This is a genomic window from Pseudomonas sp. zjy_15 (genome assembly GCF_043101865.1).
In the GTDB taxonomy this organism is placed as follows: domain Bacteria; phylum Pseudomonadota; class Gammaproteobacteria; order Pseudomonadales; family Pseudomonadaceae; genus Aquipseudomonas; species Aquipseudomonas putida_Y.
This window is the reverse complement of record NZ_JBICII010000134.1, coordinates 1-16,105: the sequence shown is the minus strand read 5'-3', so window position 1 is coordinate 16,105 and position 16,105 is coordinate 1. Positions and strand designations below refer to the sequence as shown.

13 protein-coding genes are annotated in these 16,105 nt (G+C 63.1%); 8 read left to right on the top strand and 5 right to left on the bottom strand.

Annotation, left to right across the window (positions count from 1 at the left end; translation table 11 throughout):
- Nucleotide 1 precedes the first annotated feature (1 nt).
- The 3 genes from ACF8EF_RS24780 to ACF8EF_RS24770 form a co-directional block, all read right to left on the bottom strand.
- Nucleotides 2-1,120, bottom strand: a complete 1,119-nt coding sequence (locus ACF8EF_RS24780) for a carbon-nitrogen hydrolase family protein (protein ID WP_339444511.1) — start codon at nucleotides 1,118-1,120, stop codon at nucleotides 2-4.
- A 189-nt stretch (nucleotides 1,121-1,309) separates the two neighbouring features.
- Complete coding sequence (locus ACF8EF_RS24775) at nucleotides 1,310-2,953, bottom strand: TULIP family P47-like protein (protein WP_392461008.1); 1,644 nt, start codon at nucleotides 2,951-2,953, stop codon at nucleotides 1,310-1,312.
- Between the two features lie 25 nt (nucleotides 2,954-2,978).
- Complete coding sequence (locus ACF8EF_RS24770; protein ID WP_245354941.1) at nucleotides 2,979-4,211, bottom strand: TULIP family P47-like protein; 1,233 nt, start codon at nucleotides 4,209-4,211, stop codon at nucleotides 2,979-2,981.
- A gap of 326 nt (nucleotides 4,212-4,537) precedes the next feature.
- Here ACF8EF_RS24770 and ACF8EF_RS24765 point away from each other — a divergent pair, with 326 nt between their 5' ends.
- On the top strand, nucleotides 4,538-6,574 hold the full coding sequence (locus tag ACF8EF_RS24765; RefSeq protein WP_176684494.1) for an NADPH-dependent 2,4-dienoyl-CoA reductase: 2,037 nt from the start codon (nucleotides 4,538-4,540) through the stop codon (nucleotides 6,572-6,574).
- Nucleotides 6,575-6,847: 273 nt separating this feature from the next.
- Nucleotides 6,848-7,741, top strand: a complete 894-nt coding sequence (locus ACF8EF_RS24760; protein ID WP_392461007.1) for a 1-aminocyclopropane-1-carboxylate deaminase/D-cysteine desulfhydrase — start codon at nucleotides 6,848-6,850, stop codon at nucleotides 7,739-7,741.
- Here ACF8EF_RS24760 and ACF8EF_RS24755 read toward each other — a convergent pair.
- Nucleotides 7,732-8,277, bottom strand: coding sequence for a cytochrome b (locus ACF8EF_RS24755; protein ID WP_176684492.1), 546 nt, complete (start codon nucleotides 8,275-8,277; stop codon nucleotides 7,732-7,734). The two genes, ACF8EF_RS24760 and ACF8EF_RS24755, sit on opposite strands and share 10 nt — an antisense overlap.
- 279 nt (nucleotides 8,278-8,556) lie before the next feature.
- Nucleotides 8,557-9,579, bottom strand: coding sequence for a DUF1853 family protein (locus tag ACF8EF_RS24750; protein ID WP_392461006.1), 1,023 nt, complete (start codon nucleotides 9,577-9,579; stop codon nucleotides 8,557-8,559).
- Here ACF8EF_RS24750 and ACF8EF_RS24745 point away from each other — a divergent pair.
- The 6 genes from ACF8EF_RS24745 to pepN are packed head-to-tail and all read left to right on the top strand — an operon-like array spanning nucleotide 9,578 to nucleotide 16,095.
- Complete coding sequence (locus ACF8EF_RS24745; RefSeq protein WP_003247220.1) at nucleotides 9,578-10,468, top strand: NAD(+) kinase; 891 nt, start codon at nucleotides 9,578-9,580, stop codon at nucleotides 10,466-10,468. The two genes, ACF8EF_RS24750 and ACF8EF_RS24745, sit on opposite strands and share 2 nt — an antisense overlap.
- Nucleotides 10,468-11,439, top strand: a complete 972-nt coding sequence (locus ACF8EF_RS24740) for a metallophosphoesterase (RefSeq protein ID WP_176684490.1) — start codon at nucleotides 10,468-10,470, stop codon at nucleotides 11,437-11,439. The genes ACF8EF_RS24745 and ACF8EF_RS24740 overlap by 1 nt, the downstream gene beginning before the upstream one ends.
- A complete protein-coding gene (locus tag ACF8EF_RS24735) occupies nucleotides 11,436-12,323 on the top strand; it encodes a rhomboid family intramembrane serine protease (protein WP_176684489.1) in 888 nt (295 codons plus the stop codon). The genes ACF8EF_RS24740 and ACF8EF_RS24735 overlap by 4 nt, the downstream gene beginning before the upstream one ends.
- A 13-nt stretch (nucleotides 12,324-12,336) precedes the next feature.
- Entirely contained in the window at nucleotides 12,337-12,597 is a 261-nt protein-coding gene (locus ACF8EF_RS24730) for a YeaC family protein (protein WP_003247224.1), read from the top strand.
- A complete protein-coding gene (locus ACF8EF_RS24725; protein WP_392461005.1) occupies nucleotides 12,594-13,424 on the top strand; it encodes a DUF2797 domain-containing protein in 831 nt (276 codons plus the stop codon). Before ACF8EF_RS24730 ends, ACF8EF_RS24725 begins: the two co-directional genes overlap by 4 nt.
- A 13-nt stretch (nucleotides 13,425-13,437) precedes the next feature.
- Entirely contained in the window at nucleotides 13,438-16,095 is a 2,658-nt protein-coding gene (gene pepN / locus ACF8EF_RS24720; RefSeq protein ID WP_176684487.1) for an aminopeptidase N, read from the top strand.
- Nucleotides 16,096-16,105: the final 10 nt, after the last annotated feature.

Sequence of the window (16,105 nt, the reverse complement as noted above, 5' to 3'; positions counted from 1 at the left end):
CTTACAGCCACACATTCAGCAGACGGGCGCCTGGGCTTGGGGTGCCGGCGAGCAGCGCTCCCGACTGGCGGGCAAAGCCCTGGCCACTGCTGCCCTGTTCCCAGAACTGTCCGCGCATGAACACGCTCATGCTACTGATGCCGGTTCCGGCCACTTCGGTCAGGCATTGCCAGGCCGTCTGTGCACTGACTTCGCCGCGCTGCAAGGCCAGCCCGGCGCTGGCATCCTGGTGGCGATTTCCCCGCCAGGGGGCTTGCCAGCTGCCCTTGCCACTGAGAAACGCCGGGTTGGCGACCAGTTGTACGGCTTGTTCAGTCAGTTGTCGGTGGTTGTCCGGGTACCAGCTGTCGCTGCCTACCAGTACCCCCAAGCGACCGGCCGGCGTCTGCACCACCTGAAGCGGGTGCTGGCGGCCTTCGTGGACGTAGCGGCGCATTTCACTGTCGGGAAATTGCTGGCGCTGCGGCTGGCCCAACAGCGAGCCATCGCCTGCAAACACCACGCTGCTGTTGAACAGTGGACCACGGCCGGCATGCAGCACGCCCTGTTTCACAAAGGGTTCGGGCAGCACGATCGAGCCGGCCACCAGGGTGACGCCAAATTCCTTGGCCAGGCTGCCGAACAGTTGCTGGTAGTCCATGGCCATCTGCTCGGCCTTCATGCGCAAGTGCGCATCGGCACGCCAGTCGTCGCCGTCAGCGCCAAGAACCGCGAGGCCATAGCGAAGCGGGTTGCTCAGCTCCAGCCATTGCAGGGCCTCGCGGCTGTGGCTGACCTGGTACAGCTCGTTCTTCTCGCCACGCGCCCACAGCCAGGTACCGATATGTTCCGGCAGCACCACCACGGTGCGCGGGCCCACCAGCCCCTGGGCACGGGCTTGCTCCAGATAAGCGGCGAGCTTGCGGTGCAGGCGTTGCAGGTTCTGATAGTCGCCCGGGTACAGCAGCGGCTCGATACCAAGCAGGTTGCCGTGCTCGCCCGGCACGCCATGGTTAAGCGCCAGTTCGATGCGCAGGTCGGACAGGTAGTGGCCTTCCGGGCGCTGTTGGGTCCAGAAACCGTAGCCGCAGACGGCGGCGATCATCACCAGCGCCAGGGCGCTTGCCAGGAGTTTTCGCATCAAGCGTGGGTATTCGCTAAAAGTGGAGTGGCCAGGCGGAGCGATGAAGCCGCAATCTCGAGCCTTTTGATCGGTCTGAGCAGCGCACTGCATTGATCCATGCACAATCGACTTTTGATCATACCAAAGGAATGGCGATGGGCGTGCAACGAACCCCGGGCGTCGGGGCCCGGGGTTGTGTTGGCAAGGTCAGGCGGCCAGCGTCGCCAGGGCGAGGCGTTTGTCCTGGATACAGAACTTCTCGAGCAACTTGAGCGAGCCACCGAATATCAGTGCCCCCGAGTAGGTGATGTCGGTCAGGACAAAGGCATCGGGTTCACTGAATGGCCATTTGACCTGGTTCGCCGCCACTTTGACCATGGGCGCTATGGACGGAATGTTGTTGGTTACCCCACCCGCCACCACGCGTTCGATGATCACGTGGATGACGATGCTGACAATGGCCACCACCAACGCTGCGATGATGCCGACGATCAATGCCATCACCTTGCCGCCCACACCACCAGCCACCGCGGTGGCCACGGCGGCAATCGCGCCTAGGATGGCTTCGGTGACGACCACCCAGGTGGCGATGTCTGTCGTGTTTTGGACATCCGGGTCTCCGACCATGGCATATATCATCACCTGTTCGCCCTTGTCGTTGACGCCCAGTTGTAGCGTCTGCTTGGTGACGATGCGGGTATAGGCCACGATACCGGGTGAGATGTCGGTGCGTACCTTGCATTCGGTACGGATATAGGACTCGTCGAAGTTGATATCGAACTTTTCAGCCACGGGATGATAGGTGATGGCACCAAACTTGACGCTGTCGAGCTTCAGGTCGTTGGCAGTGATGGATGTGCCCGCTGCATCCAGGGTGAAGTTGGCTTCGGTGGTGCCTTCGAAGATGAACGGCAATGCCGCCAGCAGTTGGTACTTGACGAAGATCTCCCGGCTGATGAGGAAGTTGGCATTATTGTCCGCCGCCAGCATCACGGCAGGCAACTGGTTCGGCAACCCGGTGGAGTCACGCTCGTTGGTCATGGCCAGCACCCCGAAGATGCTGCTTTCCTCACTGTTCTTGTCGGTATAGGCATAGCTCATGGAGGTGGCCCGCAGCCATTTGAATTCCTCGCTTTCCTTGCCCATGTTGTTGATCAGTACGGTACTGAACAGGGTGTCGAACTTCTTCAGGTTCTCGGGCTGGTTCAGCCAGTCTTCGAGTACGCCGCGCATCACGCTCTGGTCAATGCCGCTCAAGACGTTGTTCGGGTCCCTCAGGGCAATCACCGCAGCGATCGGGTCATCCGGGTCCGTCGCCTGGGTGTTGACTTGCAGTTCGTACGTGCCGTCTGAAGCTGATACTGGATTAGGCGCCGGGAAGTAACTGAGCTTGACATAGACATCCGCGGACATCCCCTGGACCTGGTAGGTTTTGCCATTCAGGCCTTTGTATGTGCCTGAGCCGAAGGGGATGCGTACCTTGACATTGCGTCCGTCGCCGCCGGTGGTAATCGACCAGGCGTCGAAGTCGGCCTTGAGCGAGAAGCTGTCGACCCCGGCGTCGATGTTGGCAGGGTAGGTTTTTTCCAGGGCGATGCGCTGGTTGAGCGCAGAGACCCGGCAGATGCTCACGGTATCCCAGCCATTGGTCGTGACCGTACTGGCCAGCGTTCCGGCATTGGTCAGTAACTGCGCGGAGCGCAAGGTGTCTTCGGAACTGTGTACAAGCGCCGCGTTGCGGTACAGCGGCGATTCGCGCAGGGTCTGGCGCGCGGTTTCATTGAGGTGATCGAGGCGCAGCGAGATGGGCTGGGCAAACCCGGCCAGCATGACCTTGCTTTCATTGCTCATGATACGGCTCCTTGTGGTGGTGGGGTCACACGTAGTTGATGACAAGGGCCTCGGCGAGGTAGCTCGACGAAGCGGTATGCGTGTCGTTGCTCCAGGACACGCAATCGATGGTGTCGGCCTTGACCGAACCGCCACGCGCGGCGATGGCATTGATCAGGTCGTCGGAGATCACAGCAGTGACGATGTGGGTGATCAGGCTGACGATGGGCGAGAGCCAGGCCAGGTACCAGGGAATATGCACTTCCTTTCTGAAGTCGGACGACTGCTTGACGAAGGTGATGGTGTTGCCATCGAGCACCAGCTTCATCCTCAGCCAGCCGTTCCACTTCATGTCGATGCCTGCGTGCAGGTCGCAGTCGCCCTGATAGTCGACGGTGATGAAGTCACCGAGCATTCGTGCAGGGTTGCAGCCGGCGAAGACAACGGGGGTGTACCAGATCGCCCCTGATTTGATGGCCTTCATGCGCAAGGTCGGTATGTTGACCATTTGCGTATTGTCGACGCGGTAGTCCTGCGCCGTGGCGCCCTGGTAAAGCTGAAGCAGCCCGGGCAGTACCAGGTGCTCCAGTACCAGGCGTGGAGACAGCACGTAGCTCGACTGCCCACCCTGGCTGATGCCTGACACATCGATATCCAGTGGCAGCTCACTGATGTCGCGCTCGGTACATACGGCCATGATCGCCAGGAAACCCGAATCGAGGTAGGCATAGGTGCATTTGCGTGGTCTGGCCCATTCCGGGGCGGTGGCTTTGCTGAAGTTGATGGTCGCGAAGGTGTGGGTGAACTGTAGGGGATGCTCGACCAGGTAGTTGCAGATACAGTCCAGCACCACGGTGGCGAAAGGGCCTAGCGAGCCGTCGGGGTCTTGCAGGGTGATGCCGCGTAGCCAGCCACCTTCGTTGTCCTGCAGGGGTTGAGTGGCTCCGGCCTTGCGCAGGAAGGCCGACTTCAACTGCATCTGGCCGTCGCCTTGTGGCAACAGCGACAGGGTGACCTCGATGATGGCAACCGCGCTAGCCAGCGAGCGGCTGGTGCCACTGGCCTCGAAAAAGCCTGAGCGTATAGGCATGCGCAGGCGCAGCAAGCGACCGCCGCCACCGTTGACGACCGACCAGCAGTCGAACACCCCGTGGCAGGCGTAGCCTTCATCCGAGGTATAGGAAAATTCGTGGTCGAGGCTGTTCCAGCTGGCTGCCAAGTCACTGTTCACGCTCTCTTGGCGAACGATGCTGATGGTGTCCCATCCTTTTGTCAGCATGAGCGAACCCTCCGGGCGCACTGAGTAGGCGCCACGTTCCATGGGTGGATGATCAAACGTGCTTGAAGAGTCTGGCAGAGCCGCGTTGTCTGGCAAATGCGCGGGGAGACTGTTTGGCGATCAAGCCAGGCGAACCTTATAGCGCTGAAGTTCTGGAGCCTTCCCGACAGTCGCTGCCTCTGCTGTTCATCACGATCATTAACTTGTCAGTTTTGATCATTGAGGCAATTCAAACGGCTGTTTAATGTCGCAGGCAGACAAACGACGGGGCCCGCCACCCAGTGAGGTGCCCGCATTCCGTGATCACGCCATCAGGGGACATTTCCATGGCCGCCGACCGCTACCCGCACCTGCTTGCCCCGCTGGACCTGGGCTTTACCACCTTGCGCAACCGCACCCTGATGGGCTCGATGCACACCGGCCTCGAAGAGCGCCCCGGCGGTTTCGAGCGCATGGCTGCATACTTTGCCGAGCGCGCCCGCGGTGGCGTTGGCCTGATGGTCACTGGCGGCATTGCGCCCAATGATGAAGGCGGGGTGTATTCCGGTGCGGCAAAGCTCAGCACCGAGGAAGAGGCCGACAAGCACCGCATCGTCACCGAGGCGGTGCACGCCGCTGGTGGCAAGATCTGCCTGCAGATCCTGCATGCCGGGCGCTACGCCTACAGCCCACGACAGGTGGCTCCTAGCGCGATCCAGGCGCCGATCAACCCGTTCAAGCCCAAGGCGCTGGACGAGGAGGGAATCGAGAAGCAAATTGCCGATTTCGTCAATTGTGCCGTGCTGGCCCAGCGTGCCGGTTACGACGGTGTCGAGATCATGGGGTCGGAAGGTTACTTCATCAACCAGTTCCTGGCCGCGCACACCAACCATCGCACCGACCGCTGGGGTGGCAGTTATGAAAACCGCATGCGCCTGGCAGTGGAAATCGTCAGCCGGGTGCGTGACGCGGTTGGCCCGAATTTCATCATCATCTTCCGCCTGTCGATGCTCGACCTGGTCGAGGGTGGCAGCACCTGGGACGAGATCGAGCTGCTGGCCAAGGCCATCGAGCAGGCCGGCGCTACCTTGATCAACACCGGAATCGGTTGGCACGAGGCGCGCATTCCGACCATCGCCACCAAAGTGCCGCGTGCGGCCTTCAGCAAAGTCACCGCCAAGTTGCGCGGCGTGGTGAGCATTCCGCTGATCACCACCAATCGCATCAACACCCCGGAAGTGGCCGAGGCGGTGCTGGCCGAGGGCGATGCCGACATGGTCTCGATGGCCCGACCGTTTCTCGCCGACCCTGACTTCGTCAACAAGGCCGCTGCCGGTCGCGCGGATGAAATCAACACCTGCATCGGCTGCAACCAGGCCTGCCTGGACCACACCTTCGGCGGCAAACTGACCAGTTGCCTGGTCAACCCGCGGGCCTGCCACGAGACCGAACTCAACTACCTGCCTGTACGTGCGGTGAAGCGCATTGCCGTGGTCGGCGCCGGCCCGGCTGGCCTGGCGGCGGCCACCGTGGCGGCTGAGCGGGGCCACGCGGTGACCCTGTTTGACGCCGCCAGCGAAATCGGTGGCCAGTTCAACGTGGCCAAGCGGGTGCCGGGCAAGGAAGAATTCTTTGAAACGCTGCGTTACTTCCGCAACAAGGTCAACAGCACAGGTGTCGACCTGCGCCTGAATACCCGCGTCGATGTGCAAGCACTGGTGGGGGGCGGCTTTGATGAAATCATCCTGGCTACCGGCATCGCCCCGCGTACCCCGGCCATTGCGGGCGTGGAGCATGCCAAGGTGCTCAGCTACCTGGACGTGCTGCTCGAGCGCAAGCCGGTGGGCAAGTCGGTGGCCGTGATTGGCGCGGGAGGTATCGGCTTCGATGTGTCCGAGTACCTGGTGCATCAGGGCGTGGCCACCAGTCAGGATCGAGGGGCATTCTGGAAAGAGTGGGGCATCGATACCCATCTTCAGGCGCGAGGTGGCGTGGCCGGGATCAAGGCCGAGCCGCACGCCCCGGCACGGCAGGTGTACCTGCTGCAGCGCAAGAAATCCAAGGTGGGTGACGGGCTCGGCAAGACGACTGGCTGGATTCACCGCACCGGGTTGAAAAACAAAGGGGTGCAGATGCTCAACAGCGTCGAGTACCTGGGTATCGACGATGCTGGCTTGCACATTCGTGTGGACGGCGGCGAGCCGCAGGTGCTGGCGGTGGATAACGTGGTGATCTGTGCCGGGCAAGATCCGCTGCGCGAGCTGCAGGAAGGGCTGGCGGCGGCGGGGCAGTCGGTGCACCTGATCGGCGGCGCGGATGTGGCGGCCGAGCTGGATGCCAAACGGGCGATCAACCAAGGCTCGCGCTTGGCGGCCGAACTCTGAGGGCGTCGGGGCTGCGTGAGCCCGATACCTGCACGGTAAACGGAGGGAGCGGGCATGCCCGCGAATTCGATGCGGCAACGGTGAACGGCGGGTGGAGATTGGCCAGCAGGCCCGGCCCTTTCGCGGGTGAACCCGCTCCTACGGCGGTCTGTACCGGGCCGTCGATGCCTGTGTCGAACCACTGATGCGCGTCCACCCTGGCACTGTAATGCCCTGGCGGGGCGAGTTCATCGATTACAAGCGCTTGCGGGATTACCCTGTAAACTGCGATCCATGCATGTATTCGACCTCCCCCAAGCCCCGCTGCAATTTCTGGACTTGCCCTGGCTGAATCAAGCCCAGGTCCAGGCCGCCATTCTGCGCCTGGACCTGATCGACCCACTGATCAGCGGCAACAAGTGGTTCAAACTACGCCACCACCTTCAACAGGCCGGCGCCAGCAATGCCCCGGGCCTGATCAGCCTCGGCGGCAACTATTCCAACCATCTGCACGCCTTGGCCGCTGCCGGCAAGCGTTTCGGCTTCGCCACCGTCGGCCTGTTACGCGGCCATGCCCAGGACACGCCAACCGTGCGTGACCTGCAGGCGCTGGGCATGGAACTGCATTGGCTAGGCTACGGCGGCTACCGTGCACGCAACGAACCCGGCTTCTGGGAACCTTGGCAAGCGCGCTATCCAGGCTGGCACTGCATCCCCGAAGGGGGCGGCGGGCTGGCCGGTGCGCAGGGCTGCGCACTGATCATGCAGCAGGCGCGCGCGCAGATCGCGGGATTGGGCTGGTCAGACCATGACGCCTGGTGGCTGGCTGCCGGAACGGGGACTACCTTGGCCGGCCTTGTACTGGCCGAGGCGGGTGCACATGCCGTACATGGTGCGCTGGCAGTGCCCAGGGATCATGGGGTGCCAGAGACGGTGGCAGCACTGGCCGGCACGCACGGCTACCAGCTACACGACGCCTGCCGTGGCGGTTTCGGAAAATTCGACGATGAGCTACTGACTTTCATCGCTGACTGCGAGCAGCGCACTGGCGTGCCGCTCGAAGCCCTCTATACCGGCAAGGCTCTGCTGGCCTTGCGAGATCAGGTTGCCGCCGGGCTGTTCAAGCCTGGCAGCCGCCTGATCTTCGTGCACACGGGTGGCCTGCAGGGCCGACGCGGTTACTTGTAGGGCAGCATGCGCAACAGCGTGTTGTCGCGCTGCACATAGTGGTGATAAAGCCCGGCCAGTGCATGCAGGCCGATCAGCCAGTAGCCCCAGCTGCCGATACGCTCATGCCAGCCTTTGATGAATTTGGCCTGGTCCGGGTTCGGGCCGATCAGATGTGGCAGCTCCAGGCCGAAGAACGGTACCGGTTTGTCAGCGGCGCTGAGAATCAGCCAGCCGGCCAGCGGCAAGCCGATCATCAGCAGGTAAAGCGCCAGGTGCATCAGGTGCGCCAGGCCGGTCTGCCAGGCTGGTGGTTTTGGCACGATGGGCGGAGTCGGGCGGCTCAGGCGCATGGCCAGACGCAGCCAGACCAGCACGAACACGCTCAGCCCCAGCATGAAGTGCAGGTCCTTCATCAGGTTGCGTTCGACGCTGTCCTTGGGGAACAGGCCACGCAGTTCGATAAGGGCATAGACAGCGGCCAGCAACACCAGCATCAGCCAATGCAGGGCGATGGACAGGCGCGCGTAATGGGTCGCGGGGTTGGATGAAACCATGATCGGTCCTCGTCATCAGGTCGGAATGGCGCTCTTGCTGGCGCTCAGGAACCATTGTAATGGTTACCAGAAACGAATCTTTGCGCTGGGTCTGTGAAAATTGTGTTGCCAGCCACCGGCCCCTTCGCGGGCACGCCCGCTCCCACAGGTATGGACTGCCCCAAGAAGTTGGACACCAATCCACCCCTTGGGGGGCAGTCCAGGTACTGCACAGGCTTCAAAGACTGTGCAGTACCTGTGGGAGCGGGCGTGCCCGCGAAGGCGCCGGACCAGGCGACATCAGTTACCGGGCAGATACGGCCAGTCATCAGCCACTAGAAACACCCGCTCCACCTCCTGCCAGGCGCCATCGGACTCCTGCTCCAGTAGCACCAGCAACTGCGCCGGTGCCTGCTGCTCCAGCATATGCAACCAGGCTGCAAACTGCTCCGCCAGCCAGCATTCGCCTGCCTCGAACCGCGCAGGTGCCAGCCAGGCATGCCGTTGCAGCGGCTGCCACCGTTCACCTTCAGCCAGCACCCAGTCCTGCCGTCGCACCCAGCGCCCGTGCAAATGCTGCGGGTTGGCGCCGGTGGGTGGCTTGGCATGGCCCGGCCACGGGTAGAAAAGATAGCCGCCCAGCCACACATGTGCCTGTACCTGCTCAATCCCCAGCTTGGCCAGCATCTCGCGGCTCTGCGCCCCCTTGGACATGGGCAACTGGTGCCCTGCCAGGTGTGCAAGCTTGGTCCCCAGCCGATCATGGCAACCAGGCCCCAGCCAGGCATGCGGGTCGTGCCCGGCGTCTTCCGGGCCCAGGTACAGCTTGATCGCCAGTTCCAGGTGGTGCACGCCGTCGCGGTCGCGCAGCACCACGTCGAGCTCGCCCAGGGTGCGCCCGCCATCGCGAATCGCCAGGTTGGCGGCCAGCAGCTCGATGCCTGGCGCCTGGCCCAGGGCAAACTGCCACAGGCGTTCGTAGTAATGCCCCAGGCGCCGGCTGCCCAATTGCGCCAGCCACGCGCGCAACGGTCGGTCATCGGCATCCAGGGCCCGCAACCATTGTTCAAGGCGTTGCGGCTGCTGCGCCCACTGGCTGCCCGCCAGCGGGTGTCGCTGGGGGCAGGGCGGGTCGCTGAGCAGGGGCGGTGACAACAGGGTCCATGCCAGGTCACGCACGGTGGCGCGCTGCAATTGTCGGGGCAGGTCGTGGAGCTGGGCGAATGGCGTCATCCTGCGAGCATAGCCGGTTTGCCGCTGCCCGGTGGTTTCGCCCATAATCGGCGCATCGTCACCCGCCGCAAAGCCTTGCAGGAGCCCCATGGAGCAATTTCGCAATATCGGTATCATCGGTCGCCTTGGCAGCTCGCAGGTGCTCGACACCATTCGCCGACTTAAAAAATTCCTCCTCGATCGCCACCTGCACGTGATCCTCGAGGACACCATTGCCGAAGTGCTGCCCGGCCATGGCTTGCAAACGTCCACCCGCAAGCTGCTGGGCGAGGTCTGCGACCTGGTCATCGTGGTCGGCGGCGACGGCAGCCTGCTGGGCGCAGCCCGCGCCCTGGCCCGGCACAACATTCCGGTGCTGGGTATCAACCGTGGCAACCTGGGTTTTCTCACCGACATCCGCCCTGACGAGCTGGAGCAGAAGGTCGCCGAAGTGCTCGATGGCCACTACCTGGTGGAAAACCGCTTTCTGCTGCAGGCCGAGGTGCGTCGCCACCACGAGGCCATCGGCCAGGGCGATGCACTGAACGACGTGGTGCTGCACCCGGGCAAGTCCACGCGCATGATCGAGTTCGAGATCTACATCGATGGCCAGTTCGTCTGCAGCCAGAAGGCCGATGGCCTGATCGTCGCCACCCCCACCGGCTCCACCGCCTATGCGCTGTCGGCCGGTGGCCCGATCATGCACCCCAAGCTCGATGCCATCGTCATCGTGCCGATGTACCCGCACACCTTGTCGGGCCGGCCGATCGTGGTCGACGGCAACAGCGAGCTGAAGATCGTGGTGTCCAAGGACCTGCAGATCTACCCGCAGGTGTCCTGTGACGGCCAGAACCACTTCACCTGTGCCCCCGGCGACACCATCACGGTCAGCAAGAAGCCGCAGAAACTGCGCCTGATCCACCCGCTGGACCACAATTACTACGAGGTCTGCCGCACCAAGCTGGGTTGGGGCAGCCGCCTGGGGAGCAGTGACGACTGATGCTCGATCCGGCGCGAAGTTTTGACATCATCGGCGACGTGCACGGCTGTGCGCTGACCCTTGAACGCCTGCTCGACGCCCTCGGATACAAGCGCGTGGCCGGCGTGTGGCGCCACCCGCGACGTCAGGTGCTGTTCCTTGGCGATATCGTCGACCGCGGGCCACGCATTCGTGAGGCGCTGTACATCGTCCACGACATGGTCGAAGCCGGCCAGGCGTTCTGCATCATGGGCAACCACGAATACAACGCCCTGGGCTGGGTCACCCCGGCACTGCCTGGCAGCGGCAAGGCCTATGTACGCGAACACACGCCGCGGCATGCCCGGCTGATTGACGAAACCCTGACCCAGTTTGCCCAGCACCCTGGCGACTGGCACGATTTCGTCAACTGGTTCTACCAGCTGCCGCTGTTCGTTGACGCCGGCCGTTTCCGTCTGGTGCACGCCTGCTGGGACCCGCGGCTGATCGAGCCGCTGCGCCAGCAATACCCCGACGGACGCATCGATGAACACTTCATCCAGGCCTCGGCCGTGAGTGGCAGTTTTGCCGACACGGTGTGCAACCGCCTGTTGCGCGGTACCGACATGCGCCTGCCGGACGGACTGACGCTGACCGGCGGCGACGGCCTGACCCGCGCGTTCTTCCGCACCAAGTTCTGGGAAGAAGACCCGAAAACCTACGGTGACATCGTGTTCCAGCCCGATGCCTTGCCCGAAGAAGTGGCCAGTACCCCGCTCAGCCACAGCCAGAAGAACGCCTTGCTGCGATATGACGAAGACCAGCCGATGCTGTTCGTCGGTCATTACTGGCGCAGCGGCCGCCCGGCGCCAATCCGCGCCAACCTGGCCTGCCTGGACTACAGCGCCGTGCTCTACGGCAAGCTGGTCGCCTACCGGCTGGATGATGAAACCCGCATCGACCCACACAAGTTCGTTTGGGTCGACGTTGACCGCCCACAGGCCAACCAATGAACATAATCGAAGTGATGCGCCTGCCGCTGTCGGTCGACCTCAGCGGCTTCGTCCAGCTGTTGCAGCGCCTGCAGGTGCCGCACCGGGTCAGCGAGGAGGGTGATGCCCAGGTCCTCTGGGCCCCCGACACCTTGGCCGAAGATGTGCTGCAGCTCTACCAGCGCTACCCCGACGGCAACGCCGACCTGCCGGCCAGCGCCGACCCTGTAGGGGCGGTTTCACCCGCGAATGCCCCCACACAGCCTTCTCTGGCAGCCCAGGCCAAGGCCTGCAAAATCACCACCCTCACCCTGCTGCTGTGCTTCATCGTCGCCGGCCTTACGGGGCTTGGTGACAACATCACCACCATCAGCTGGTTCACCTTCCTCGACTTCCGTGTCCAGGGCGACTACCTGTACTTCACCTCGCTGGCGCAAACCCTCGACCAAGGTCAGTGGTGGCGACTGGTGTCGCCCATGCTGCTGCATTTCGGTGTGCTGCACCTGGCCATGAACAGCCTGTGGTACTGGGAGCTGGGCAAACGCATCGAACTGCGCCAGGGCCCGTGGGCGTTGCTGTGCCTGACCCTGCTGTTCAGCCTGGTGTCCAACCTGGCCCAGCACTACACCAGCGGGCCGAGCCTGTTTGGCGGCCTGTCCGGCGTGCTGTACGGCCTGCTCGGGCACATCTGGTTGTACCAGTGGCTGGCGCCCGACCGTTACTTCAACCTGCCCAAGGGCGTGCTGGTGATGATGCTGATCTGGCTGGTGGTGTGCCTGACCGGCGTGGTCGGCACCCTCGGCCTTGGCCAGATCGCCAATGCCGCCCACGTCGGCGGGCTGCTCATCGGATGCCTGACCGGGCTCTTGGGTGGGGCGCTGGCCCGGCGTAAACTGTCGGCTTGAATCAGGAGACACTATGTCCACTTTCGCGCAAATGATTGAAAACATCACCCCGGAAATCTACCAGAGCCTGAAACTGGCGGTGGAAATCGGCAAATGGTCCGACGGCCGCAAGCTCACGGCCGAGCAGAAAGAGCTGTCGCTGCAGGCGGTCATCGCCTGGGAGATGAAGAACCTGCCCGAAGACCAGCGCACCGGCTACATGGGCCCACAGGAATGTGCGTCGAAGTCCGCGCCCATCGCCAACATTCTGTTCAAGTCGGACTCGGTACATTGATCGAACTCGCGCGTGGCTCGTTGAGCAAAATGGCCGTCAGCCTGCAGGCACCGGTGGTGCAGTACAGCTTCCGCCTGGATGACACGCAGGTGCCGGTCAACCCCATGATCGGCCAGCGCCTGCGCCTGGAATACCTCGGTGCCATTCATTGCATCCATTGCGGCAAGCGCACCAAGACCAGCTTCAGCCAGGGTTACTGCTACCCGTGCATGACCAAGCTGGCCCAGTGCGATGTGTGCATCATGGCCCCGGAAAAATGCCACTACGACGCCGGCACCTGCCGGGAGCCGTCGTGGGGGGAACAGTTCTGCATGACCGACCACGTCGTCTACCTGGCCAATTCGTCGGGGATCAAGGTCGGCATTACCCGTGCCACCCAGCTGCCCACCCGCTGGCTCGACCAGGGTGCCAGTCAGGCGTTGCCGATCATGCGCGTGGCCACCCGGCAGCAATCGGGCCTGGTCGAAGACGTGCTGCGCGGCCAGGTGCCGGACCGTACCAACTGGCGCGCGCTGCTCAAGGGCGATGCCGAGGTGCTCGACCTGCCGGCCATCCGGGAGCAGGTCTTCGAAGCCTGCGCCGACGGCCTGCGCGAGCTGCAGGGGCGCTTCGGCCTGCAGGCGATCCAGCCGCTGCCGGACGCCGAAGTGGTGCAGATGAACTACCCGGTCGAGGCGTACCCCAAGAAGATTGTCAGCTTCAACCTCGACAAGGACCCGGTGGCCGAGGGCACGCTGCTGGGCATCAAGGGCCAGTACCTGATCTTCGACACCGGTGTGATCAATATTCGCAAGTACACGGCCTACCAGTTGGCCGTGCTCCAGTAAAAAGGACCTGCACATGCGTACCGAACAACCGCAAGTGATCTACCTCAAGGATTACCAGGCGCCGGAGTACCTGATCGACGAGACGCACCTGACCTTCGAGCTGTTCGAGGACCACACGCTGGTTCACGCGCAACTGGTCATGCGCCGCAACCCGGCACGCGGTGCCGGCCTGCCGCCACTGGAACTCGATGGCCAGCAGCTGGAACTGCTGCGCGCCTCGCTGGATGACCAGGAACTGCAGCCAGGCGACTACCAGCTCGACGCCGACAGCCTGACCGTACAGCCCAAAGCCGAGCGCTTCACCCTCGACACCAGCGTGAAGATCCACCCGGAAAGCAACACCGCCCTGGAAGGCCTGTACAAGTCGGGCAAGATGTTCTGCACCCAGTGCGAGGCCGAGGGCTTCCGCAAGATCACCTACTACCTCGACCGCCCGGACGTGATGAGCACCTTCACCACCACGGTCATCGCCGAGCAGCATCGCTACCCGGTATTGTTGTCGAACGGCAACCCGATCGGCAGCGGGCCGACCGAAGATGGCCGCCACTGGGCGACCTGGGAAGACCCGTTCATGAAGCCGGCCTACCTGTTCGCTCTGGTGGCCGGTGACCTGTGGTGCGTTGAAGACAGCTTCACCCGTCAGTCCGGCCGTGATGTGACCCTGCGCATCTACGTCGAGCCCGAGAACATCGACAAGTGCGACCACGCCATGGTCAGCCTGAAAAAGTCCATGCGCTGGGACGAAGAAGTCTATGGTCGCGAGTACGACCTGGACATCTTCATGATTGTTGCGGTCAATGACTTCAACATGGGCGCCATGGAAAACAAGGGCCTGAACATCTTCAACTCCAGCTGTGTGCTGGCCCGTGCCGAAACCGCCACCGATGCTGCGCACCAGCGCGTCGAAGGCGTGGTCGCCCACGAGTACTTCCACAACTGGTCAGGCAACCGCGTTACCTGCCGTGACTGGTTCCAGTTGTCGCTGAAGGAAGGCTTCACGGTATTCCGCGATGCCGAGTTCAGTGCCGACATGAACTCGCGCACGGTCAAGCGCATCGAAGACGTGGCCTACCTGCGCACCCACCAGTTCGCCGAAGACGCCGGCCCCATGGCCCACCCGGTGCGCCCGGAAAGCTTCATCGAAATCTCCAACTTCTACACCCTGACCGTGTACGAGAAGGGCGCCGAAGTGGTGCGCATGGTCCGTACCCTGTTGGGTAGCGAAGGCTTCCGTAAAGGCAGCGACCTGTATTTTGAGCGTCATGATGGCCAGGCGGTAACCACCGACGACTTCATCAAGGCCATGGAAGACGCCAACGGCGTCGACTTCACCCAGTTCAAGCGCTGGTACAGCCAGGCGGGCACCCCACGCCTGGAGGTCAGCGAAGCGTATGACGACGCCGCGCAGACCTACAGCCTGACGTTCCGCCAGAGCTGCCCGCAGACCCCGGACAAGGCCGAGAAACTGCCGTTCGTGATCCCGGTGGAACTGGGCCTGCTGGATGCCGCCGGCAACGACCTGCCGCTGCAACTGGCTGGCGAAGACGCCGCTCAAGGGACCAGCCGCGTGCTGTCGGTGACCGAGGCCGAGCAAACCTTCACCTTCCAGGGCATCCAGGCCAAGCCGCTGCCGTCGCTGCTGCGTGGCTTCAGCGCCCCGGTGAAGCTGAGCTTCCCGTATGGCCGCGACCAGCTGATGTTCCTGATGCAGCACGACAGCGACGGCTTCAACCGCTGGGAAGCGGGCCAGCAGCTGTCGGTGCAGGTACTGCAGGAACTGATCGGCCAGCATCAACGCGGCGAAGCCCTGAAGCTCGACCAGCGCCTGATTACCGCCTTGGGCACTGTGCTGGGCAATGCATCGCTGGACCCGGCCATGGTGGCCGAAATGCTCTCGCTGCCAGGTGAGGCGTACCTTACCGAGATCAGCCAGGTGGCCGATGTCGACGCCATCCATGCCGCCCGCGAGTTCGCACGCCAGCAGATCGCCGAGCACCTGTTCGACACCCTGTGGGCGCGTTACCAGGCCAACCGCGAAGTGTCGCGCAGCACTGCCTATGTGGCCTCGGCCGAGCACTTTGCCCGCCGCAGCCTGCAGAACATCGCCCTGTCGTACCTGATGCAGAGTGGCAAGCAACAGGTGCTGGAGGCGACCCTGGAGCAGTTCGAGCACTGCGACAACATGACCGAGCGCCTTACCGCGCTGGCGGTACTGGTCAACTCGCCGTTCGAGGCCGAGCGCGCGAAAGCGCTGGAAGCGTTTGCCGAGCACTTCAAGGACAACCCGCTGGTCATGGACCAATGGTTCAGCGTGCAGGCGGCCAGCACGCTGCCGGGCGGGCTGGCGCGGGTCAAGGCATTGATGCAGCACCCGGCCTTCACCCTGAAGAACCCGAACAAGGTGCGTGCGCTGATCGGTGCCTTTGCCGGGCAGAACCTGGTCAACTTCCATGCTGCCGATGGCTCGGGGTATCGCTTCCTGGCGGACCTGGTGATCGAGCTGAATGCGCTGAATCCGCAGATTGCATCGCGGCAACTGGCGCCGCTGACCCGCTGGCGCAAGTATGACGATGCGCGTCAGGCGCTGATGAAGGGTGAGCTGGAGCGCATTCTGGCGTCTGGCGAGCTGTCCAGTGATGTGTATGAAGTGGTGAGCAAGAGCCTGGCGTAATTCTTGTGAA